Raw genomic sequence first — 21,694 nt, 5'->3', positions numbered from 1 at the left:
ACAAAGCCCCTTTCTTCTATTAAAAAGGGGCTTTGTTCTACATAAAATCAAAAAAGTACCGAATCGTATGGAAGAAAATTGGGGCTGTGTACGTTAAGCTGTCAATTCTGCTTAAATAGCTTTCGCTTTTTATTTCTGCTGCAGGTCTTTCACCGATAAGCAAATCTCGCTTCAAAACAGACACCGTTAAACTACCAAAGAATCCTGTTACGCTTATTAAGACACCTGAGATCAGTCCGAATGTTAACGTTAAAGGTGTTAAGTAAGGATAGAGAAAGTAGGCAATTGTCGTTGTTGCGATAACAGATAAAAATAGCCCTTCCCACGTAATTAAAGGATTAGATGTCGGAATGACTTTTCTTTTTCCAAATGTCTTTGATACTAGATATTGAATAAGATCACTCACTTGTGTAAGCAAGACAAGAAAAAGCACAAGATTGGCTCCGTATTCAGGACTAGCTACTTGATAGTAGGCTAAATGACTCAAGCCAAATACCATGAGCATGAGACCCCATTGGATCGAACCAAGCGAGCGTAAGAAACCGATTGTACTTTTTGAGAAAATTCTTGGTAAAGGCATAAACAAAAACACATAGATTGGAATAAAAATAATAAACATCCCATACCAATCCGTGTAAATCCAATAAAATTGAATAGGGATGGAGAGATAGACCCATAAGAAAAGCTGGCGATCGATTTTTCGCGTTTTCATCATGGAGAAAAATTCTTTTAACGAAAAGAAACAAAGAACAGCAAGCGAAATTAATGAAACAATCGGATCGAAAAATACAGCGATACTAAAAATAATAAACATTCCCCACCATGTTTTTAATCGAGGAACTAATTCTGGGAACTGCTTTTGTGGATACAGTCTTTTCATTAAGAAGAACATGAGACTGAAAATCGATAAACCAATGGCGATGATAAGCTGAGTGATAAAGGTTGCTTCCATGGAACTCCTCCAATGCTAATCGAATAATATGAAAAAATATGATAGAAAAATGAGTAAGATGATATAATCATATAGAATGATGTCAGATTAATAAAGAGGATTACGATGGAATCAAAAGATTATGTGTATATTTTGCTGACAGACACAGGAACACTTTTTACAAAATCAATTAAAACATATACGAGAGCTCCGTATAATCATGTTTCTCTTGCATTTGATAAAGAATTAAACGAATTATATAGTTTTGGAAGAAAAAATCCGCGAAATCCGCTCAATGGGGGCTTTGTGAAAGAAGATATTTTACATGGAACGTACCGTCGCTACCCTGAAACGACATGTGCGATATATGCCCTCGAAATCAGCAATCGTGAACGACAAAAGTTAGAGCGTGTGATCGAGGTATTTAAGAAAAATCAGCGAAGGTTCATGTACAATTTAATAGGATTAGTTGGGGTATCACTCAATGAACCCGTTGAACTTACTTCTTCTTATTTTTGCTCGCAATTTGTATCAGAAGTCGTGCATCGTGCTGGAATTCGTCTATGGGATAAGCTGCCGGCGTTAGTAACGCCAGATGATTTCAGGAAAAATGATAAACTTACGATTGTGTATGAAGGTAAACTATTTGATTATGAACCAGTGAAACAAAAGCTAGAGCAAGAGATATAAGAAAAAGGATCTGTCTCCAGAAAAGAGAAAGATCCTTTTTTTATTAAATACCTAATTCTTGCCGTTCTTCTGGTGTGAAAACTCTAGAGCGTGTTAAGAAACGTTTCCCTTCAGGTCCTTCTAAGGAGAACATTCCCCCTCGCCCCTCTACAACATCGATGATCAATTGCGTGTGTTTCCAGTAATTATATTGATCAGCTGACATGTAGAAAGGAGTATCACCAATTTCGCCCAGAAGAACGTCACTATTCCCAATTCGTAATTCCCCTTCTGGATAACACATCGGGGAGCTGCCATCGCAGCATCCCCCTGATTGATGGAACATAAGCGGACCGTGAATTGTTTTGAGCTTTTCAATTAATTGAAGAGCTGCTTCCGTTACGGTGACGCGTTCGACCATTTTTTACACCTCCTGATTTCTAAAAGAAACCTAGGGCATCTTCACTATAGCTGACAAGAAGGTTCTTTGTTTGTTGATAGTGGCTTAGCATCATCTTATGGTTTTCACGACCGATACCAGACTTCTTGTAGCCGCCAAATGCAGCATGTGCAGGATAAGCGTGGTAGCAATTTGTCCATACACGACCAGCTTGAATGCTGCGACCGAACCGATATGCAGTATTGGTATCACGTGTCCAAACACCTGCACCTAGTCCGTATAGCGTATCATTGGCAATGGAAAGAGCTTCCTCTGCATCTTTAAACGTTGTGACAGATACGACTGGACCAAAAATTTCTTCTTGGAAAATACGCATGTCATTTGTTCCTTTAAAGACAGTTGGTTGAATGTAATAACCATTATCAAGGTCGCCACCTAAGTTGTTACGTTCTCCACCTGTTAAGCACTCAGCGCCTTCCTGCTTACCGATATCTAAGTATGAAAGGATTTTTTCCATTTGCTCTTGAGATGCTTGAGCACCCATCATCGAGTTTGGATCTAATGGGTTTCCTGTTTTAATGGCTTTAACACGCTCAAGTGCACGCTCCATAAATTTATCGTAAATCGATTCTTGGATCAGAGCACGCGATGGGCATGTACACACTTCTCCTTGATTGAGGGCAAACATGACAAAGCCTTCTACAGCTTTATTAAAGAATGCATCATCTTTGTCCATAACATCGGCAAAGAAGATATTTGGTGATTTTCCACCAAGTTCAAGTGTAACAGGAATGATGTTTTCAGATGCATATTGCATAATCAAACGACCTGTTGTAGTTTCACCAGTAAAGGCTACTTTATTAATACGGCTACTAGAAGCAAGTGGTTTACCAGCTTCAAGACCGAATCCATTTACAATGTTTACGACTCCTTTTGGCAGAAGGTCTTCAATTAATTCTAATAAAACAAAGATCGAGACAGGTGTTTGTTCAGCTGGTTTTAACACAACGCAGTTACCAGCAGCAAGTGCAGGAGCTAATTTCCATACACCCATTAAAATAGGGAAATTCCAAGGGATGATTTGTCCGACGACTCCAAGTGGCTCATTGAAATGATAGGCAACAGTGTTTTCATCAATTTGACTGAGAGATCCTTCTTCACTGCGAATCGCACCAGCGAAATAACGGAAGTGATCAACAGCAAGTGGAATATCAGCATTTAACGTTTCTCTGACAGCTTTCCCGTTTTCCCATGTCTCAGCAACAGCAAGCATTTCTAAATTTTCTTCTAGACGATCAGCAATTTTATTTAGAATGTTTGCTCTTTCAGTAGGAGATGTACGTCCCCAAGCATCTTTTGCTGCATGAGCAGCATCAAGAGCAAGCTCAATATCCTCAGCAGTTGAACGAGCAACTTCACAAAAAACTTCACCAGTTACAGGTGTAATGTTGTCAAAGTATTGTCCTTTGACTGGTGCAACCCATTCTCCATTAATGTAGTTGTCATAACGCTTTTTGAAATTGACGAGAGAACCTTCGGAATTTGGACGACTGTATACCATTTGAACCCCTCCCAAGATATCTTTACTTTCTTTTAGTAAGAAAGCTTACATTACCTATTCTTCATTATGTAAGCGTTCTCCTTCTTATTATTAAAATATTTCGACATTTTTTTATTTTTTATTTTATACTGTTATGTAAACGAAAGGAATTGATAGGATGACAAACCCAGTTCGGATCCTTTGGACGCTATCAATAGCTCAGTTTTTAGCGATGCAAGTGTGGTTTAATTTTTCAGCAGTTCTGCCTGTTTTAGAACAAGAATGGCGCTTGACGGCAACGGAGTCAGGGATGATTATCGCTTTTTTTCATATTGGTTATGTTGGCGCTGTAATTTTCTATAGTTTTTTAAGTGATAAATACAATCCAAAATATTCTTTTGTATTTGGTGCTTTTCTTGCTGGTATCGCAGGAATTTTGTTTAGTTTTTTGGCTGATGGTTTTTGGTCGGCAGTGCTGTTGCGAGCAATTTCTGGAATTGGGATTGCTGGCATTTATGTTCCAGGCATGCGGATGCTTGCTGAATTATACCCTCCACAGAAAAGGGGGCAAGCCATTGGGATTTATGTAGGATCACTTGTTGTTGGATCAGGAAGTTCTTTGTTATTATCTGGGCTTTTGATCGTGCAATTAGGTTGGTCAGGTGTTGTCTTGGTTACATCCTGTTTAGCAATTGTGGCTGCTGTTATTGTGCAATTTTCAGCTATTCCGAATAATATCAAACTTCAAGGGAATCCATTACAGTGGCGTATATTAAAAAAAGTATTTCGAAAGCCAAATCTGCTTATCAATGCAGGGTACGGGGGTCATTGCTGGGAACTGTACGCGATGTGGGCTTGGATTGGACCATTTCTCGTTTATTATTTTCTCGTTCAAGGATTTTCTCATATAGATGCGATTCGCTATGGCAATATTTTGGGGGCGCTAGTCATAATGGTCGGGGGGATTGCGACGTTTAGTGGAGGGCGCTTGTCAGATAGAATTGGTCGCATTAAGGCCATCAATCTCTTTTTAATGATTAGTATCATTTGTTCATTAACAATTGGCTGGCTTACTGTAATCCCGATTTGGTTGATGGTGTTCATTTGTACTATTTATGGCTTTGCGATTGTGGCTGATTCTCCTGTCTACAATGTCTCCATTACAGAAGTCGCAGACCCGCAAGTGTTAGGAATTGCTCTCGGTGTTCAATCTGTCATTGGTTTTAGCTTTACGATTGTGTCTCCTATGGTCTTTGGGATTGTACTTGACCATTTTAACTGGGGGGCAGGATTTACTGTGATAGGTCTCGTGACACTCATTGCGCCAATCAGTATGTTCGTTCTCTCGAGAATACAGGATCAAACAGGCTTGCATCAAGGGAACATTGGTTAGCAGCTCACTGCATAAGTGAAATCAAAATTCGTAAAGAGATTTCTCTTTAAGATTTTTCAGGAAATAGTAGTATGTTTTTTGAATAATGAATATAATCGGTTTTTCTATAAACTATTACATCTTAAAAGAGTTTGGTTGAGAGTATAAGGTATAACATAAATAACTTAACAAAGGAGGTTTTTTAAAATGGCACAAAACAACAACAATAACGGAAACGACACAGGAAACTAATAATCAGAGAATGAGTCGTGAAGAAGCAGGTAGAAGAGGCGGAGAACAAACAAGTAAAAATCATGATAAAGAGTTTTACCAAGAGATTGGTCAAAAAGGTGGAGAACAATCTCAATCGAATTAACGAAATAAAAAAGCGTCTACTCTCAGACGCTTTTTTATTTTATGAACCTTAAATCTGAATAACGAGGTTTGATTTAAATATAGAACACGGTTTAAAGATTGATTAATATGGGAAAAAGACATTCAAATAAATTCATCAAGGATGTGAATGGAATGTTTAAAACATATTATGGTGCTTCAAATAAAATTGGTGTACGTGGAAAAGCTGTCTCAAAAACAGTTACCTCAACTAGTTACACGTATGGAGAAGTAAAAAGCTATACGTTAACAGATGAAGAGTTAGATTATTACAGGTCTTTAAAGGCACCAAAAAAGGAAAGTAAAAATCGTTCAATAGTGATTTCATAGTTTTTAAAAAGAGAAATAAATGAAAGAAATAATAATAAGAAGGGTAAGGAAGATTTGCGATAGGTCTTCCTTACCCTTCTTATTTTTAGAGATTATGAATCAAGCGAACGCTGATATTGTTCTTTAATTAGTTCAGTTAATCCTACTTTATCTAAATAATGAGTAGGTGCTAAGAAGGTAATAGTGACAACACCTGGGTGACGACCAATTTCAATAGATCCTGTTATTGTTGCTCGGTTCATCACTTCGGGAACGGTAATACCAAGTGGTGTTTGCAATAAAATAATATGAACGCCGTCTTGAACAGGGCCTAACATCTCTTTGTTTGGATCATGGATTCCATTGGTAAATTCATTTACATATACCGTTTGTTTTGCCTTCATTGTGAAAACCTCCACGTTTTATAGTTGAGTAATCGCTTTCGTTATTATGAAATAATGGTTTAAGTACCAGTTATTCGTTTTCTTAATAACTACGTAAAAAAGTAATTGATAATAGAAGAGAGTTAATCCTTTCCGCTATTTGCATCTATTTTATGAATAGGCTCACGTTTTATCGTTCCTCGTTCAAAGTATAAAAATCTTTTTGTCATATTATTTTATATTTTCATTACATTTGTTAACCAAATGGTTTAAAATAACTTACAAAAGAATATTGAATACTATGTTTATTTTGAATATGAGAGGATGATACATAATGGTTGATAAAAAGAAACATGCATACCGAGCAACGACAATGGCTCCAAGTGGAATGATTACAACGCCTCATTATTTAGCATCACAAGCTGGAATAAATGTCTTACAGAATGGTGGTAATGCGGTTGAAGCAGCGATTGCGGCAGCTTCGACGATTGCTGTTGTGTATCCTCATATGAATAGCATTGGCGGAGATAATTTTTGGCTAATTTACAACGCTAAGACGAAGGAAGTGAAAGCTCTTAACAGCAGCGGACGTTCTGGGGAAGAAGCGACAATTCCTTTTTATCAGGAACAAGGATACACAAGCATTCCTGTAAGAGGCTATTTATCAGCCAATACGGTCCCTGGTGCGGTTGCAGGTTGGGATAAGGCTTATGAGTATGCAAAGGAGCATGTAGGCTCTACATTCTCTTGGAAAGATCTGCTTCAATCAGCGATTAGCTATGCAAAGGATGGTTTTCCAGTCACCCCAAGTCAAGAATACTGGACCAATGTAAATGTAAATATGGAAGATAATCAATTTAGGTATTTACAACGATATGATGGATTTAAGCGTACCTTTTTAAAGTCAGGTGACAGTCTCTATAAAGCAGGAGAGTTAATGAAGCAACCATATTTAGCAACGACATTAGAAGCGATAGCAGAAGAAGGTAGTCAGGTCTTTTATGAAGGAGAGCTAGCGAAAAAAATCGTAGCTGATCTTCAAGTGAATGGCGGAATGTTGACCCTAAATGATTTTAAAAATCATCATTCTGATTGGGTCGATCCAATCAGTGTCGATTATAGAGGGTACACAGCATATAATTTGCCGCCAAATACGCAAGGAATGGCTTCGCTTTCGATTTTAAATATTTTAAATAACTTTGATGTGCAGTCAATTGAGGAAGGGTCTGCTGAGTATTATCATTTATTAGTAGAGGTAACGAAACAAGCTTTCGCGGATCGAGACAAATGGTTAACGGATCCTGATTTTGTCGATATTCCGCTAGATCAGCTCTTATCAAAATCACACGGAATGGAGCTTGCCAATCGAATTCACCAGCAGCAATCACAAGTAATGAAAAAGCAGCTCGATCCAAAAGGTGATACAGTCTGGTTTGGAGTTGTCGACAAAGAAGGGAATGCCGTGTCCTTTATTCAAAGTATCTATCACGACTTCGGTTCAGGGATTATTCCAAAAGATACGGGAGTGTTACTGCAAAATAGAGGAAGCTTCTTCTCGTTAGATCGTGATCATATTAATTGCCTCAAGCCAAATAAACGAACGTTCCATACATTAAATCCTGCCATGCTTTTTAATGAAAATAATCCATATCTTGTATACGGGACAATGGGCGGAGAAGGTCAACCACAAACTCAGGCTGCTTTAGTGACTAGAATTGTTGATTACCAGTTTGATATTCAAGCGGCGATTGAAGCACCAAGATGGTTGTATGGCCGGACATGGGGAGCTAGTTCAAATAACTTGAAAATCGAATCGCGTGTTCCAGAAAAAACGATTCAATTGCTTAAAGATGCTGGACATGATATTGAAGTTGTTGATGAGTTTACCGATGTGATGGGTCATGCTGGTGCAATCGCGATTCATCCTGAAACGAAGATGAAATATGGAGGGGCCGATCCGCGCGGAGACGGGGCGGCTATGGGGTATTAAATGCTTGAATAATGAAAATGGGGGATTTTGATTGAAAACACAAATTGATCTTTTTATCGCGTTTTTCCGGTCTGGGATATTAGGTTTTGGAGGTGGACCTTCTGCTATTCCTCTTGTTCATAAGGAAGTTGTATCCACGTTTAAGTGGATGAGTGATGAAGAATTTAGTGATGTACTCGCATTAGGAAATACGTTACCTGGACCAATTAACACAAAGATGGCAGGGTATATTGGCTACCGAGTTGGTGGAGTGTTCGGTATGGTGAATGCCGTATCAGCTTCGATTGTCCCATCTATTTTGTTAATGATTGTGTTGTTAACAACGCTCACCTCGTTTAAAGATCAACCGTGGGTAGCAGGTATGACTCAAGGGGTTATCCCTGTTGTAGCTGTGATGCTAGCAGTTCTTACGTGGGACTTTTTTAAAAAATCAAAGCAAGGTCTGGGTTGGAAAGGAAGCGTCCTTATTCTTACCTCTAGCTTTTTACTTATAGAACTGCTAGGTATTCACCCAGGCATTGTGATCGCTGCCTTATTAGCTTTTGCTTTATTTAAGCCCGATTCTAAAAATGAAGATCATTCACCGAAAAAGCGGGGTGAAGTCGGATGATTTATATTCAAATTTTCCTTGCCTTTTTTATCCCTGGTATTGTTGGCTATGGTGGCGGTCCTGCTTCGATTCCTCTTGTCCAATATGAGGTAATAGATCGTTATGAGTGGATGACTGTTGAAGAATTTAGTGAGGTACTAGCACTCGGGAATGCGTTGCCTGGACCAATTGCGACAAAAATGGCTGGGTATATTGGATATGAAGTTGGAGGAGTTTTGGGGGCTTTTATTGGCGTTTTTGCGACTGTTGCACCTTCATTGATTCTCATGATTGCCTTGTTAGGACTTCTTTATAAATTTAAAGAATCTCCCAAAGTTAAACGTATGACAGCTCTCGTACGTCCAACGATTGCAATTTTGCTAGGGGTTTTAACATTCAGATTTGTTGAAAGTTCTTACGCTGGATCTGGTATTTGGCAAACTCTTTTTCTTTTAGTAGTTAGTTATCTTTTGCTTGAAAAGTTGAAGGTACATCCCGCTTTTGTGATTTTCGGTGGGTTATGCTATGGAGCAATTTTTTTAGGGGGATAGTACCAAAGGAGGCTGTGATGAGCTTCCTTTGGTATTTATTCAGTTTCACTAGATGTCAGTTCTTCTCCATCTAAATTATATTCATCATGAATCGGTTCTTCGTAAAGCTTTTCTTCAAAAAGAGGTTCTCCCTATTCATCATAAAGGTACTCATTTTCATCATACCCTTCTTAACAAAATATCTCATTTTAAGTCAAATGGTAACAAAGGTTTTCTGGTTTTTAATAATTGTAAGAAACGGTTTATATCAAAAGTCTTGTTTTCTTGGAATCTTGCAGGATATTTTTTGGGAATTGTCGAATAACTATTTCTTTAATGTTATTTAATCTAAATGGCGGTATTTTCTTGGATACGTACTGCTGAGGTGGGATTTGTTCAGATGATTGTTGAGAAGCTGCTCTTACATGTACTTATTGTTCTTACTCCAATTTTAATCGTTCATTTCTTTTTTGATGAAACGAAAAGCAAAAGCTCACCAGTCGTTTTAGCTGCATTGCACATAATGGCTGCTATGCTCTGTATGGGTTTTTCCTATCAAGAATTTGGATTGCATTGGGACTTGCGCTACGTGCCTATGGTTCTCGCCTTTTTATATGGGGGGCCAAAAGCGGGATGGGCAGTTTGTATTGCTATTTTTATAATGCGCACATTTATTGGTGGGGAGCATTTATTCATTGCCTATGCAAGTATTACTGTATCCGCCATCATCTCATATCTTTTTGCTCGCTATAACAAACAAATCAATTCTAAGTGGAAGCGTGTACGATTTGTTATATTCGTAGCTTTTTTTCCAACCATTATTAAATTAGGATTAACCTTTTTACTATTAGTAGACAATAAGGACTTGTACAGTCATTATTTTGAAACGATTTACTATGTAGGGATATATGCGATCACTTTAGCCATTGCTATGGTTTTTGGAGCTTTATTGCTTGAGGAAATGAATGAAAAAAAGAAAATGAAAGAGGAAATGTACCATTCAGAAAAGCTGAATACAATTGGAGAATTAGCAGCCTCGATTGCCCATGAAGTTCGAAATCCTCTAACGGTTGTAAAAGGCTTCTTTCAACTTATGGAAAAAGAAGAGACAGGGAAGAAAAAAGACTACTACACGATTTCACTCGGTGAGTTACATAGAGCAGAAGAGATTATAAGTGATTATCTTAACTTTGCAAAACCACAATTCAAACATATTGAAAAAGTAGAAATTAGTCAGCTGACAAGAGAAATGATTCATTTTTTAACTCCCTATGCTATTAAGGGGAATGTAGACCTTTCATTAGATCGATCTGTTGAAGCTTTCGTGCGTACGGATCGAAACCAATTAAAGCAAGCTCTTATTAACTTAATAAAAAATGCGATTGAAGCAACACCGCCTAAAGGAAAGGTAACCGTATCGATTCAAAAAAATAATGAGAAGATCCAAGTGACGATTCGTGATACAGGAAAAGGGATGACGACCGAACAATTAAATCGTATCGGCAAGCTTTTTTATTCGACAAAAGAAAAAGGTACAGGTTTAGGAATGATGGTTTCTTTACGTATTATCGAAGAGATAGGGGGGAGCCTTACGCTAACTAGTGAAATTGGGGTTGGAACAGTATCGGTAGTTATTCTACCAAGTATGCAAAAAGAACAACAACATATCTAATTTTAACGAGTATAATGAAGAAAACGCCCGAAAGGAAACAACTATGATACGAATTCAAAAACACTTAAGCCTTACGGGTACAATTTCAAGACGTGAAGGCGTTCGCTTGATTAAAGAAGGACGAATCACCATAAATGGTGTTCATGCTACTCATACTAGTACGGTCGACCAAGATAGTGTTGTCTTATTAGATGGCCAACCTCTTAAACGAAAGAAATGTGATATTTATTTATTGCTACATAAGCCTGTTGGAATCACTAGTACAGCTCAAAAGAAGGTAGAAGGAAATATTATTGATTTTCTCGATTTTCCTGAACGAATTTTCCCAGTTGGGAGGCTTGATAAGCAATCAGAAGGTCTGATATTGATGACCAATGACGGTGACATTGTCAATAAGCTGATGAAGTCAGAGTTTCAGCATGAAAAGGAGTACATGGTAACCGTGAATCGACCTTTCTCTGATTGGTTTTTAGAAAAGATGGCAGAAGGTGTGGATATTTTAGGACAAAAGACATTGCCTTGTCAGGTTGAACGAGTGTCAGATGATACATTCACAATTGTTCTCACACAAGGGTTGAATCGTCAAATACGCAGAATGACGAAAGTTTTTGATTACCGAGTAGAAAGACTTATACGCATACGAATCCTTGATTTTAGTTTAGACGGATTAGCACCTGGAGAGTGGAGGGAGTTGACAGAGGAAGAGGTCAATCAATTGAAAGCACGATTAGGCTCTACTTCGTCCTAGCCATTTGGTGAAAGTATAGTCAACCTTAAAGCCTTCGCAATTGTTATTCTGTTAAATGATCGGTGCATCGCTATAGAATTCTTTCCTCTTTTTCACCATAATCTTGCTACTTGTCTCATATAGTTAATGGACAGGTCTGGGAGGGTGAGAAGGCGTGAACACATTTTTAAAAGGTGCATTGCTCTTAATTATTGCCGCCTTCATTGGTGAGTGCATTGAGTTTCTGGTGAATATTGTCTTGGCAAGAGAGCTTGGGGAAGAGGGTCTTGGCCTATACATGTCGATCTTGCCAACCATTGTCTTTATTGTAGTCATTGCCAGTATTGAATTACCGATTTCGATTTCAAAATTTGTAGCTGAGAAGGAAGAGATCTTTCATCGTAGTATGCTCATGCATGCGTTGCGGTTCGCTTCGATTTGTACGATTGTCTTTGTCGGGATCTCACTATGGATTTTACCGATGATACCTGTTTTTGATCGATATCATCCGCTTGTTCCTTGGTTATTTATTTTATTAATCCCAATCATTGCTTTTTCATCTGTTGCGCGCGGCTACTTTATGGGTGCGCAAAAAATGGGACGGATTGCCTTTGCGAACTTTTTACGGCGAGCTGCTCAGTTAGCGTTGTTATTCTTTGTTTTTAAAGCTGCTTCATTTGATGATGAGGTTGCGATCTTTATTGCTCTTTGTACATTGGTTGCGAGTGAGCTACTTGTATTTGGATATTTGTTTTTTTCATTTCTCTTACAGATGAATGTGTTAAAGAGGAAGCCGCGGGCTGCTCTTACAGGAAAGAAAGTGCGAAAGACCCTCCTTGAGGTGTCGATTCCAACGACAGGGCTTCGTATCTTTCATGCAGCGGCCTTTGCCGTTAAACCTTTTTTAATAAAAGAAGCTTTAGTACGAGCGGGGATGATTGAGTCACTCGCAATGACACAATATGGGAAATTGGCAGGAGTTGCTTTTGCAATCGGTTTTTTTCCTGCATTCATTGCGCACTCTTTACTCATTGTGTTAATCCCAACCGTGTCTGAAGCCTATTCAAAAGGGGAGCTTGCCAGGCTACGTTCTCTTCTTCGTAAAGTAATGGCGATTACCGCAGCATACGGCTTCCCAGCAGTTTGTGTGTTTTATTTTTTTGCAGAACCTTTGACGAGTCTGTTTTTTGAAAACTCACCTGCCGTACGATATTTACAGTTATTAGTCCCATATTTTTTGTTTCATTTCTTCGTGATCCCGATGCAGGCGTTTCTTATTGGTCTTGGCTTAGTGAAGGATGCCTTTGTGCATGCACTCTACTCAACATTTTTTTCTTTTGGGATGATGTTTTTCTTAGGGGCATTACCGAGCATGCAGATGGACGGGATTATTCTTGGGATGAATATGGGGGCAGTTTTACTAACACTACTGCATTATGTAACGATTTGTCGAAAAATTAAGATCGGTTTATTTCTTTTGAAATAAGGTATAGTTGTTTAAAAATATTTGATTAACAAGGTGTAGAAGTCTCTAATTTGGCAACAAACGCTAAGAAAGCATTTTGAATAAAGATTAATCAAAACATGCTATTGCAATATTTTCGGATAATGCTTTTATAAAAAAAATCGATCATTTATGCGTTCCTTTTCTAACGAACACAAATCTTTTTTTGCAAATCGTTAAAGAAGAAGACTTGTTAAAGTTTAAAAAAGACATGCCGTTTTTTCTATTTTGTATCGGTGTCATAACTTAAGAGAGCAAATGCAACATAAATAGAATTTTGTTGAGCTGAAAACACCCCAGACTTTAAAAATCTGGGGTGTTTTCAATTACTCGTAATTTAATCTAATTTAATGTCCGGCTCCGTGACTCGATCCTGTGTTTTTTACTTCTGTGTATTGCGTTGGAGCGTTGTCATCTTTTAAGCTTCCAATTATATCTTTTGTAACTGCTTGTGCTATCGTTTTAGCAGCATCATTATCACTTTTAAAATGAATGCCCATTTGTTCTCTGGAAAGTGCTACTTTTTCAGCTGTTTTCTCCAATTGAGCTTTTTCATTTGGGAAGAAATAAGACAGGATATAAGCAGCCGTCCAAGCAGTAGCTGTATGTCCTGAAGGATAAGCAGGGTGCGGAGGCACCATCATTCCCTCCGGCAATTTAATAGATGGGTCTAAATCTGTTGGTCTCGGGCGTAAATACTCATACTTTGCTTGGAATGTCGCTGTTAGGGATGTATAAGTTGCTCCTGAAACGACAGCATGAACGCGCGCTGATTCGGGACCCATTAATCCATATTTATGAATTAATTCTTCTGTGGTAGCAAGCCAAAGTGTGTTAGGACTGGTAGTGTTTTGCCAATGCATAATGAATTCTACATCTTCCTCTGTGCGACTCTCAATTAGTTTTTTTAAATCTTCCAATTCTTTTTTTGTCTCAGCAGAATCATTTGCAGGAGGTGCTTCTACTTTGTACGAACTTCCATCCTTAAATTCAAGGGCTCTCCAACTACCTGCTGTTGGTGTAACAGGATTTTCATGTGTCCATCTCATTCCTTGGTGACTTGTTTGCTCGTTTCCCTGTTCCTTATTTTCAGGTTGTTCCTCGCTATTTACTTGTTCCAAGTTACATCCAGATAAGATGAATAAGAATAAAACTGCTAAAAAAGTTGAGATAATGGGTTTATTCCTCATGGTAGTCCTCCTAGCTCATTTAAAATGTTCACACAAATCATTTTATTTTGAAGATGTGAAATATGGATGAAGTTTTTTGTGAACATTTATTGAACTACACTGTCAGGATTTAAAACATTTGCTAAATCAGCACTAGAACTAGTGTCCAGGGAATTCTGCTAATTGCACTAAGAGTGTATTATTGTTAAAGAAAGTGAATACAAATAAATTGATTTTCTTATCCCTGCTGGATACCGAATCATATCAATAGTGAATTTGAAATTTAAACCCAATTTTTTAGGCGTCTCTATTTATTGAACAAACCCCATTAGCTCAAAAGACAAAGAAAAATCCTGTATTCTCACTATAAGATTTTGATCAAATTACAAATTATCAAACTGTTTTATAAACGATCAGACTTTATTAAAAATTATCAAACCTTATTAAAAAGATAAATAAGGTAATGAAAGGAATTGAGATTGTTAAAAGAAGGCATGCTAATCGTAGCGTGTTTTCTTTTTTACTTTAAACAGAAGTTTTATGAAAAACATCGAAAGATGTCGAAATAGTCGCTTGACTAATTTGTATATACAAGTTAAAATGAAACCGTAATCAAACATGTATATACAAGATAATGAAAGCGTAACACTTCTATATAAATAGTGTTATAGTCTTTTCTTCTTTATTACAGTCTGAATGAAAACGCTCACAGAGAGGGGAAGGGAATATGAATACAAATAAAGAAGCGGCAAAAGAGATACTTGCTGCGATAGGTGGAGAAGAAAATATCTCCTCTGCAACACACTGTGTAACACGACTTCGTTTTGCTTTACACGATGAAAATAAGGTTAATAAGGAAGCGCTTGAAAAAGTCGATGTCGTAAAAGGCTCTTTCTCAACAAACGGTCAATTCCAAGTTGTTATTGGACAAGGGACAGTTGATAAGGTATATAAAGAGCTTGCTGCTCAAGCTGGGATCACGCAGGCTTCAAAAGAGGAAGTAAAAACGGCAGCTGAAAAAAATCTAAATCCACTGCAACGTGCAGTTAAAACGCTTGCTGATATTTTCATTCCGATTCTTCCAGCAATCGTTACAGCTGGTTTATTAATGGGTATTAATAACATTTTGACAGCTGGAGGAATTTTCGGAGAGCAATCAATTGTTGAAATGTATCCACAATGGGCTGACTTTGCGAATATTATTAACTTAATTGCGAATACTGCGTTTGTCTTCTTACCTGGTTTGATCGGTTGGTCAGCAGTGAAACGGTTCGGTGGTAATGAACTGCTCGGTATCGTTCTTGGTTTAATGCTTGTACACCCAGATTTACTAAATGCATGGGGATACGGCGCTGCTCAAGAAGCTGGCGAAATTCCTTACTGGAACTTATTTGGTATGGATGTAGCAAAGGTTGGTTACCAAGGTCAAGTTCTTCCGATTTTATTTGCTTCATTTGTTTTAGCAAAAATTGAGATTGCCTTGAAAAAGCGCATTCCAGATTCATTCCAACTATTAATCGTTGCTCCTGTTGCCTTACTCGTAACTGGTTTCATTGCTTTTATCGCCATTGGTCCGATCACGTTTGCAATCGGAAGCGGCATTACCGATATTTTTGTTGCTATCTTTAGTAACTTTGCAGCTCTAGGTGGACTTCTATACGGTGCAATTTATGCTCCACTCGTTATTACAGGAATGCATCACACTTTCCTAGCAGTTGATCTTCAGTTAATTGGTAGCATCGGTGGTACATTCTTATGGCCGATTCTTGCTTTATCAAACATTGCCCAAGGTTCAGCCGCTCTTGCGATGTACTTTATCTTAAAAGATGAAAAAGTAAAAGGTCTTTCATTAACATCATCGATCTCAGCTTATCTAGGTATTACAGAGCCAGCGATGTTTGGGGTTAACTTGCGCTATCGCTTCCCATTTATTTGTGCCATTATTGGTTCAGCTATCGCAGCTGTCTGGATTACGGTCAACTCTGTTATGGCTCTTTCAATTGGAGTTGGAGGAATTCCTGGGATCTTCTCTATTGAACCTGGAAAATGGTTAGTCTTTGCAGTCGGTATGGTCATTGCGATTGTTGTTCCATTTGTCTTAACATATTTATTTGCAAAAACACGTAAAAAAGATTTAGCATAAAAAGCTTTTAATTAAAAGGGGTGCTTATTGGCGATCACAGTGACCAAGTTGATATGGGAACTGCAAGGCTAATGGCACCCTTGTTTTTTTATAACTGAACAAGTAAACTAAACTTGTATATACAAGTAAATTAAACAATTAAAGGTGTGATTGGAAGATGGAATGGTGGAGAAAGTCAGTCGTTTATCAAATTTACCCAAAAAGTTTTAATGATACGACAGGAAATGGAGTAGGAGATCTTCAAGGGATTATTGAAAAGCTAGATTACTTAAAAAAGCTAGGTGTTGATGTCCTTTGGTTAACGCCTGTTTATGCATCACCGCAAAAGGATAACGGCTATGATATTTCCGATTACTATAGCATTCACGAAGAGTATGGCACAATGGAGGATTTTGAGCGCTTACTTGCTGAAACGCACAACCGTGGGATGAAGTTAATTATGGATTTAGTGGTAAACCATACATCAACGGAGCACAAATGGTTTAAAGAATCAAAGAAATCTAAAGAGAATCCATATCGTGATTTTTATATTTGGAAGGACCCAGTGAACGGGAAAGAGCCATCCAATTGGGAGTCGAAATTTGGTGGGAATGCTTGGAAGCTTGATGAAGAAACAGGTCAATATTATTTGCATTTGTTTGATGTGACTCAAGCTGATTTGAACTGGGAAAATGAGAATTTACGTAAGCATGTGTATGACATGATGCATTTTTGGTTTGATAAAGGGATTGATGGCTTCCGCCTTGACGTCATTAACCTGATTTCAAAAGATCAAAGCTTCCCTAATGATGATGGAAGTGTCGCACCAGGAGATGGCCGTAAATTCTACACGGATGGTCCTCGCGTCCATGAATTTTTGCAAGAGATGAACCGTGAAGTGTTATCTAAGTATGACAGTATGACAGTAGGAGAAATGTCATCAACTTCTCTTGATCACTGTATTAAGTATTCAAATCCAGAGCGTAAGGAGTTAAGCATGACCTTTAATTTTCATCATTTAAAAGTCGATTATCCAAATGGTGAAAAGTGGGCGCTCGCGGATTTTGATTTTCTGTCCTTGAAAAAAATCCTCACAACATGGCAAGTGGAAATGAACCGTGGTGGTGGCTGGAATGCACTTTTCTGGTGTAATCATGATCAGCCTCGTGTCGTTACGAGATACGGAAATGACGCTGTTTATCATGAGCAATCAGCAAAAATGCTTGCGACAATAATTCATATGATGCAAGGGACTCCTTATATTTATCAAGGTGAAGAATTTGGGATGACAGATCCAGGTTTTGAGTCGATTTCTGAGTACCGTGATGTTGAGACATTGAACTATTATAAAATTATGAAGGAAAAAGGCTTAGAAGAAGAGGAAATCATGTCGATTATTAAGCGGAAATCTCGTGATAACTCTCGTACACCAGTACAGTGGACTGATAGTGAAAATGCTGGTTTTACATCAGGAACACCATGGATCGGAGTTGCAGATAATTACAAAAAAATTAATGCTGAAGCTGCAGTAAATAACTCAGATTCGATTTTCTATCACTACCAAAAGCTCATCCAACTGCGTAAGGATTTAGATCTTTTAACTGTCGGTGATTACCGTCTATTACTTGAAGACGATCAACAGTTCTTTGTATATGAGCGTAATCATGGTGATGAAAAGCTTCTTGTCATTAATAATTTCTATGGAAAAGAAGGAGTCTTAACACTTCCTGAAGAGTGGAAGAATCGTTGTGATCAAAGTGAGTTGATCTTATCGAATTATAAAGATGAAGGAAAATTAGCTCCAGAGATGACACTTCGCCCGTATGAATCACTTGTTTATTACGTTCGTTAATCGTGGTACAGTAATTTGGGTGATATACAATGACTAGAAATAAATTTCAACTGATTTATGATCAACTGGCGAAGCAGATCCAAAGTGGAGAGCTGAAAGCAAATGAACTGCTCCCATCTGAAAATGAACTTACAGAAGAGTTTCAAGCATCCCGTGAGACCATTCGAAAAGCATTGAAGCTTCTTTCTGAACACGGTTATATTCAAAAAATGCAGGGGAAAGGCTCGATGGTCCTTGATATTACGAAGATCAATTTTCCTATTTCAGGACTTGTTAGCTTTCGTGAACTAGCTGATAAAATGGGGACTAGAGCGAAAACGGATGTTGTTTTATTAAAAGGAGAACTCATGTCTGAAAAGATTCAGGAGCACTTTCAAGTGGCGCAACCCGAACAGATTTGGAACGTGGTTCGTGTTCGTGAAATTGATCAAGAGCGAATTATCCTAGATAAAGATTATTTACTCGTTTCTCATGTACCAAACCTTACGAAGGAAATTTGTGAACGTTCCTTATATGAATACATTGAAAACGATCTTGGGCTTTCAATTAGCTTTGCCAAAAAAGAAATTACAGTTGAAGCACCAACAGCGGAAGATCGCGAGCTTCTTCATTTAGAGACATATGATACGATTGTCGTTGTAAGAAGTCATGTCTACCTAGAGGATACGACGTTATTTCAGTACACCGAATCACGACATCGTCCAGATAAGTTTCGTTTTGTTGATTTTGCCAGACGTAATCGTTAGAGCGTCAAGCTCGTACAATCTCTCGCTAGTCTGTATACTAATGGTAAAAGGTCTAGGAGGGTGTAAAAATGAGTGTTCATGATTTTTCCGTTCAGACAACAAATGGAGAAGACGTTTCACTTGCAACGTATCAAGGGCAGGTTATGCTAATTGTTAATACAGCGACGAAATGCGGTCTCGCTCCTCAGTTTAAAGGTTTAGAAAAATTGCATCAGGAATACAAAGACCAAGGTCTTGCTGTTGTTGGGTTTCCATGCAATCAATTTATGAATCAAGAACCAGTTAACAATGACGAAATGGCTGCAACATGCGAGCGCAACTTTGGTGTTACGTTTCCGTTGTTTGCAAAAATCAAAGTCAATGGATCGGATGCTCATCCTCTGTACAAGTATTTGAAAGAAGAACAAAAAGGTATACTTAGCAAAGAAATCAAATGGAATTTCACGAAATTCCTTGTCGATCAAAATGGGAAAGTCGTAGATCGTTTTGGGCCGAATGTAGAGCCAGCTAAGATAGAAGACGATATTAAGAAGCTATTGATAAAATAAGGAATGAAGACATGTCGTGGAGATTAGCGGCATGTCTTTTTAAAAAGGTAAAAGAAATTCGCTGATGTCTAGCGCAGGCAGCCTAGCCACTCGAGGTTGCTTCAGCCTGCAAATGGTTGCCCAAACCCTGGCAACACATTAACTGGCTTCCAGCACTTGTCGTGGCTGACCAAAGCGCTTTCGCTTTTTTTATAATGGTGCAACTTAATTGAAGTTGCGCTAAAATAGAAAGATCAAGAGATACAGAACGGACGTGAATGAAGGATGCTACAAGTCGAAGGATTAACAAAAACATATGGTGATAAAACGTTGTTTGACGACCTCACGTTTACCATTAGTGAAAAACAACGGATTGGTTTAATTGGAATAAACGGAACGGGTAAATCGACGCTTTTAAAAATACTTGCAGGCATCGAATCAGCAGATAAAGGAGAACTGCTTCATCCGAATGATTATCACATTGAATATCTTCCTCAACAGCCTGACTTAGACGCAGAACTAACGGTGCTTGAGCAAATTTACTACGGTGATTCTGACATGATGGTCACGATGCGCGCTTATGAACAAAGTCTGCTCCTTTTTGAACAAAACCCTGAGAGTGACCAGGACCAGAAGCAATTTATGAAATGGCAACAAAAAATGGATGAGATGAATGCGTGGGAAGCCAATACTGTGGCTAAGACGATTCTTATGAAGCTTGGTGTGACGGATTTTTCAGCTCCTGTAAAGCAACTTTCTGGTGGACAAAAAAAGCGAGTCGCAATAGCAAAAGCGCTTATTCAGCCTGCTGATTTATTGCTATTAGATGAACCGACAAACCATCTTGATCATGCAACAATTGAGTGGCTGGAAGGTTTTTTAGCAGGGTATAAAGGGGCCATTGTCCTCATCACCCATGATCGATATTTCTTAAATCGTGTCACAAATCAAATGTATGAGCTAGATCAAGGGCGTTTATTTAAATACGAGGGCAATTATGAAGTCTTTCTTGAGAAAAAGGCAGAAAGAGAGTTAAATGAAGCACAACAAGATCAGAAGCGTCAAAACTTATTAAGACGAGAACTAGCTTGGCTAAGACGAGGGGCAAAAGCGCGTACGACAAAACAAAAAGCGCGTATTCAACGTGTAGAAGCTCTTCAAGAGGAAGAAGGCGTTACAGGGCGAGGAGAGTTTGATTTTGCAATTGGCTCAAGACGTCTCGGAAAACAAGTGATTGAGCTCACGAATGTGAGCAAAAGCTACGGAAATAAAACACTCATTAACCATTTGAATTATTTAATCGTTCCTGGTGAACGTCTCGGAATTGTTGGACCGAATGGAAGTGGGAAAACAACATTATTGAACATGCTTGCAAGCCGAATTGAGGCAGATTCAGGTGAAATCTTAACAGGTGAAACCGTTCATATTGGTTATTATACACAGGAAGATGCAGAAATTAATGGTGAATTACGTGTCATTGAGTACATTAAAGAAATTGCTGAGGTCGTGTATACGAGTGATGGAAAAACGATAACAGCTGAACAAATGCTTGAGCGTTTTCTGTTTCCACGTTCGATGCAATGGACGTATATTCGCAGATTATCAGGAGGAGAGCGTAGAAGATTGTACTTACTCCGTGTCCTAATGTCTGAACCAAATGTTCTTTTCCTTGATGAGCCGACAAATGATTTAGATACTCAAACATTATCAGTACTTGAGGACTACCTTGAGCAATTTCCAGGAGTCGTAATTACGGTATCCCATGATCGTTACTTCTTGGATCGTGTCGTTGATCATTTGCTTGTGTTTGAAGGAGACGGCTTGATTACAAGGTTCCAAGGCCATTATTCTGACTATCTTGTGCATAAGCAAAATCAACTAGAACGAGAAAAAGCTACAGAACTAGCAAAGGAAACACCTGTTGTTGAACGCAAGGAACCGCGCAAAAAGCTCTCCTATAAGGATCAGCTAGAGTGGAATCAAATTGAAGAAAAGATTGAAACACTTGAAGCGAAAAAGGATGCTTTAGAAAAAGAAATTGCTGAAGCAGGCAGTGATTACGGGTTCATTCAAGAAAGAATGACAGAAAAAGAAAAAATCGAGCAAGCGTTAGAGCAAACAATTGAACGTTGGACAGAGCTTTCTTTGTTAATCGAAGAAATCGAGCAAAAATAAATAGGAACATAACAAAAAGACGGGCAATAATATAATGAATGCTCGTCTTTTTGTTAGAAAAAATACTAGATTTTTGTTTAGAAAAGTGTTTTAA

The 21,694-nt window shown here is 38.2% G+C and carries 18 protein-coding genes and 2 pseudogenes; 15 read left to right on the top strand and 5 right to left on the bottom strand.

Annotation, left to right across the window (positions count from 1 at the left end):
* Positions 1-37 precede the first annotated feature (37 nt).
* Positions 38-892: a phosphatidate cytidylyltransferase gene (locus IQ10_RS14985; protein ID WP_437177695.1), complete on the bottom strand. Its 855-nt coding sequence runs from the start codon at positions 890-892 to the stop codon at positions 38-40.
* Between the two features lie 165 nt (positions 893-1,057).
* On the opposite strand from IQ10_RS14985, the gene IQ10_RS14980 reads away from it, so the two are divergent.
* Positions 1,058-1,621: a C40 family peptidase gene (locus IQ10_RS14980; RefSeq protein ID WP_144451308.1), complete on the top strand. Its 564-nt coding sequence runs from the start codon at positions 1,058-1,060 to the stop codon at positions 1,619-1,621.
* Positions 1,622-1,664: 43 nt separating this feature from the next.
* On the opposite strand, the gene IQ10_RS14975 is transcribed toward IQ10_RS14980, so the two are convergent.
* The gene (locus IQ10_RS14975) at positions 1,665-2,021 is read right to left on the bottom strand and encodes a DUF779 domain-containing protein (RefSeq protein WP_144451307.1); all 357 of its coding nucleotides are present in this window, start codon (positions 2,019-2,021) and stop codon (positions 1,665-1,667) included.
* 19 nt (positions 2,022-2,040) lie between these two features.
* A complete protein-coding gene (adh, locus tag IQ10_RS14970; protein WP_144451306.1) occupies positions 2,041-3,561 on the bottom strand; it encodes an aldehyde dehydrogenase in 1,521 nt (506 codons plus the stop codon).
* A 157-nt stretch (positions 3,562-3,718) separates the two neighbouring features.
* Between adh and IQ10_RS14965 the strand changes: the two genes are divergently transcribed.
* From IQ10_RS14965 to IQ10_RS14955, 3 genes and pseudogenes are all read left to right on the top strand, one after another.
* Positions 3,719-4,933 carry an MFS transporter gene (locus tag IQ10_RS14965; protein ID WP_144451305.1) on the top strand — a complete coding sequence of 405 codons (1,215 nt, stop codon included), beginning with the start codon at positions 3,719-3,721 and terminating at the stop codon, positions 4,931-4,933.
* A 241-nt stretch (positions 4,934-5,174) separates the two neighbouring features.
* Positions 5,175-5,285, top strand: a pseudogene (locus IQ10_RS14960) (KGG domain-containing protein); the annotation flags it as partial.
* A gap of 155 nt (positions 5,286-5,440) precedes the next feature.
* Positions 5,441-5,635 (top strand): hypothetical protein, encoded by a 195-nt coding sequence (locus IQ10_RS14955; RefSeq protein ID WP_144451303.1) that lies wholly within the window; start codon positions 5,441-5,443, stop codon positions 5,633-5,635.
* Between the two features lie 92 nt (positions 5,636-5,727).
* On the opposite strand, the pseudogene IQ10_RS14950 reads toward IQ10_RS14955, so the two are convergent.
* Positions 5,728-5,901: pseudogene (locus IQ10_RS14950) on the bottom strand (acetamidase/formamidase family protein); the annotation flags it as partial.
* A gap of 430 nt (positions 5,902-6,331) precedes the next feature.
* Here IQ10_RS14950 and ggt point away from each other — a divergent pair.
* The 6 genes from ggt (at position 6,332) to IQ10_RS14920 (ending at position 12,991) form a co-directional block, all read left to right on the top strand.
* On the top strand, positions 6,332-7,987 hold the full coding sequence (gene ggt, locus IQ10_RS14945; RefSeq protein WP_144451302.1) for a gamma-glutamyltransferase: 1,656 nt from the start codon (positions 6,332-6,334) through the stop codon (positions 7,985-7,987).
* Between the two features lie 31 nt (positions 7,988-8,018).
* Complete coding sequence (locus tag IQ10_RS14940) at positions 8,019-8,597, top strand: chromate transporter (protein WP_144451301.1); 579 nt, start codon at positions 8,019-8,021, stop codon at positions 8,595-8,597.
* A complete protein-coding gene (locus IQ10_RS14935; RefSeq protein ID WP_144451300.1) occupies positions 8,594-9,127 on the top strand; it encodes a chromate transporter in 534 nt (177 codons plus the stop codon). The genes IQ10_RS14940 and IQ10_RS14935 overlap by 4 nt, the downstream gene beginning before the upstream one ends.
* A 379-nt stretch (positions 9,128-9,506) precedes the next feature.
* Positions 9,507-10,778, top strand: a complete 1,272-nt coding sequence (locus IQ10_RS14930) for an ATP-binding protein (RefSeq protein WP_158640056.1) — start codon at positions 9,507-9,509, stop codon at positions 10,776-10,778.
* A 46-nt stretch (positions 10,779-10,824) separates the two neighbouring features.
* Positions 10,825-11,526 (top strand): pseudouridine synthase, encoded by a 702-nt coding sequence (locus tag IQ10_RS14925; protein ID WP_144451348.1) that lies wholly within the window; start codon positions 10,825-10,827, stop codon positions 11,524-11,526.
* A gap of 154 nt (positions 11,527-11,680) precedes the next feature.
* Positions 11,681-12,991, top strand: coding sequence for a polysaccharide biosynthesis protein (locus IQ10_RS14920; RefSeq protein WP_144451298.1), 1,311 nt, complete (start codon positions 11,681-11,683; stop codon positions 12,989-12,991).
* Positions 12,992-13,356: 365 nt separating this feature from the next.
* Here the strand turns inward: IQ10_RS14920 and IQ10_RS14915 are convergent, their stop codons facing one another.
* On the bottom strand, positions 13,357-14,199 hold the full coding sequence (locus tag IQ10_RS14915; RefSeq protein WP_144451297.1) for a phosphatase PAP2 family protein: 843 nt from the start codon (positions 14,197-14,199) through the stop codon (positions 13,357-13,359).
* A gap of 706 nt (positions 14,200-14,905) precedes the next feature.
* Here IQ10_RS14915 and treP point away from each other — a divergent pair.
* From treP to IQ10_RS14890, 5 genes are all read left to right on the top strand, one after another.
* A complete protein-coding gene (gene treP / locus IQ10_RS14910; RefSeq protein ID WP_144451296.1) occupies positions 14,906-16,321 on the top strand; it encodes a PTS system trehalose-specific EIIBC component in 1,416 nt (471 codons plus the stop codon).
* Between the two features lie 157 nt (positions 16,322-16,478).
* On the top strand, positions 16,479-18,152 hold the full coding sequence (gene treC / locus IQ10_RS14905; RefSeq protein WP_144451295.1) for an alpha,alpha-phosphotrehalase: 1,674 nt from the start codon (positions 16,479-16,481) through the stop codon (positions 18,150-18,152).
* A 29-nt stretch (positions 18,153-18,181) separates the two neighbouring features.
* The gene (gene treR / locus IQ10_RS14900; protein ID WP_144451294.1) at positions 18,182-18,898 is read left to right on the top strand and encodes a trehalose operon repressor; all 717 of its coding nucleotides are present in this window, start codon (positions 18,182-18,184) and stop codon (positions 18,896-18,898) included.
* A gap of 68 nt (positions 18,899-18,966) precedes the next feature.
* The gene (locus tag IQ10_RS14895; RefSeq protein WP_144451293.1) at positions 18,967-19,446 is read left to right on the top strand and encodes a glutathione peroxidase; all 480 of its coding nucleotides are present in this window, start codon (positions 18,967-18,969) and stop codon (positions 19,444-19,446) included.
* A gap of 264 nt (positions 19,447-19,710) precedes the next feature.
* On the top strand, positions 19,711-21,600 hold the full coding sequence (locus IQ10_RS14890; protein ID WP_144451292.1) for an ABC-F family ATP-binding cassette domain-containing protein: 1,890 nt from the start codon (positions 19,711-19,713) through the stop codon (positions 21,598-21,600).
* Positions 21,601-21,694 lie beyond the last annotated feature (94 nt).

It is taken from the genome of Halalkalibacter nanhaiisediminis (genome assembly GCF_007830185.1).
GTDB lineage: Bacteria > Bacillota > Bacilli > Bacillales > Bacillaceae_D > Halalkalibacter > Halalkalibacter nanhaiisediminis.
The sequence above is the reverse complement of the archived record's forward strand: the minus strand, read 5'-3'. Positions and strand labels throughout refer to the sequence as shown.

Excerpts from the sequence above, each read along its gene's own strand:
- IQ10_RS14935 (WP_144451300.1), top strand. The coding sequence starts at position 8,594 with ATGATTTATATTCAAATTTTCCTTGCCTTTTTTATCCCTGGTATTGTT.
- IQ10_RS14895 (WP_144451293.1), top strand. The coding sequence starts at position 18,967 with ATGAGTGTTCATGATTTTTCCGTTCAGACAACAAATGGAGAAGACGTT.
- IQ10_RS14985 (WP_437177695.1), bottom strand. The coding sequence starts at position 892 with ATGTTCTTCTTAATGAAAAGACTGTATCCACAAAAGCAGTTCCCAGAA.
- treP (WP_144451296.1), top strand. The coding sequence starts at position 14,906 with ATGAATACAAATAAAGAAGCGGCAAAAGAGATACTTGCTGCGATAGGT.
- ggt (WP_144451302.1), top strand. The coding sequence starts at position 6,332 with ATGGTTGATAAAAAGAAACATGCATACCGAGCAACGACAATGGCTCCA.
- IQ10_RS14915 (WP_144451297.1), bottom strand. The coding sequence starts at position 14,199 with ATGAGGAATAAACCCATTATCTCAACTTTTTTAGCAGTTTTATTCTTA.
- IQ10_RS14955 (WP_144451303.1), top strand. The coding sequence starts at position 5,441 with ATGTTTAAAACATATTATGGTGCTTCAAATAAAATTGGTGTACGTGGA.
- treR (WP_144451294.1), top strand. The coding sequence starts at position 18,182 with ATGACTAGAAATAAATTTCAACTGATTTATGATCAACTGGCGAAGCAG.
- adh (WP_144451306.1), bottom strand. The coding sequence starts at position 3,561 with ATGGTATACAGTCGTCCAAATTCCGAAGGTTCTCTCGTCAATTTCAAA.
- IQ10_RS14890 (WP_144451292.1), top strand. The coding sequence starts at position 19,711 with ATGCTACAAGTCGAAGGATTAACAAAAACATATGGTGATAAAACGTTG.
- IQ10_RS14980 (WP_144451308.1), top strand. The coding sequence starts at position 1,058 with ATGGAATCAAAAGATTATGTGTATATTTTGCTGACAGACACAGGAACA.
- IQ10_RS14975 (WP_144451307.1), bottom strand. The coding sequence starts at position 2,021 with ATGGTCGAACGCGTCACCGTAACGGAAGCAGCTCTTCAATTAATTGAA.
- IQ10_RS14930 (WP_158640056.1), top strand. The coding sequence starts at position 9,507 with ATGATTGTTGAGAAGCTGCTCTTACATGTACTTATTGTTCTTACTCCA.
- treC (WP_144451295.1), top strand. The coding sequence starts at position 16,479 with ATGGAATGGTGGAGAAAGTCAGTCGTTTATCAAATTTACCCAAAAAGT.
- IQ10_RS14965 (WP_144451305.1), top strand. The coding sequence starts at position 3,719 with ATGACAAACCCAGTTCGGATCCTTTGGACGCTATCAATAGCTCAGTTT.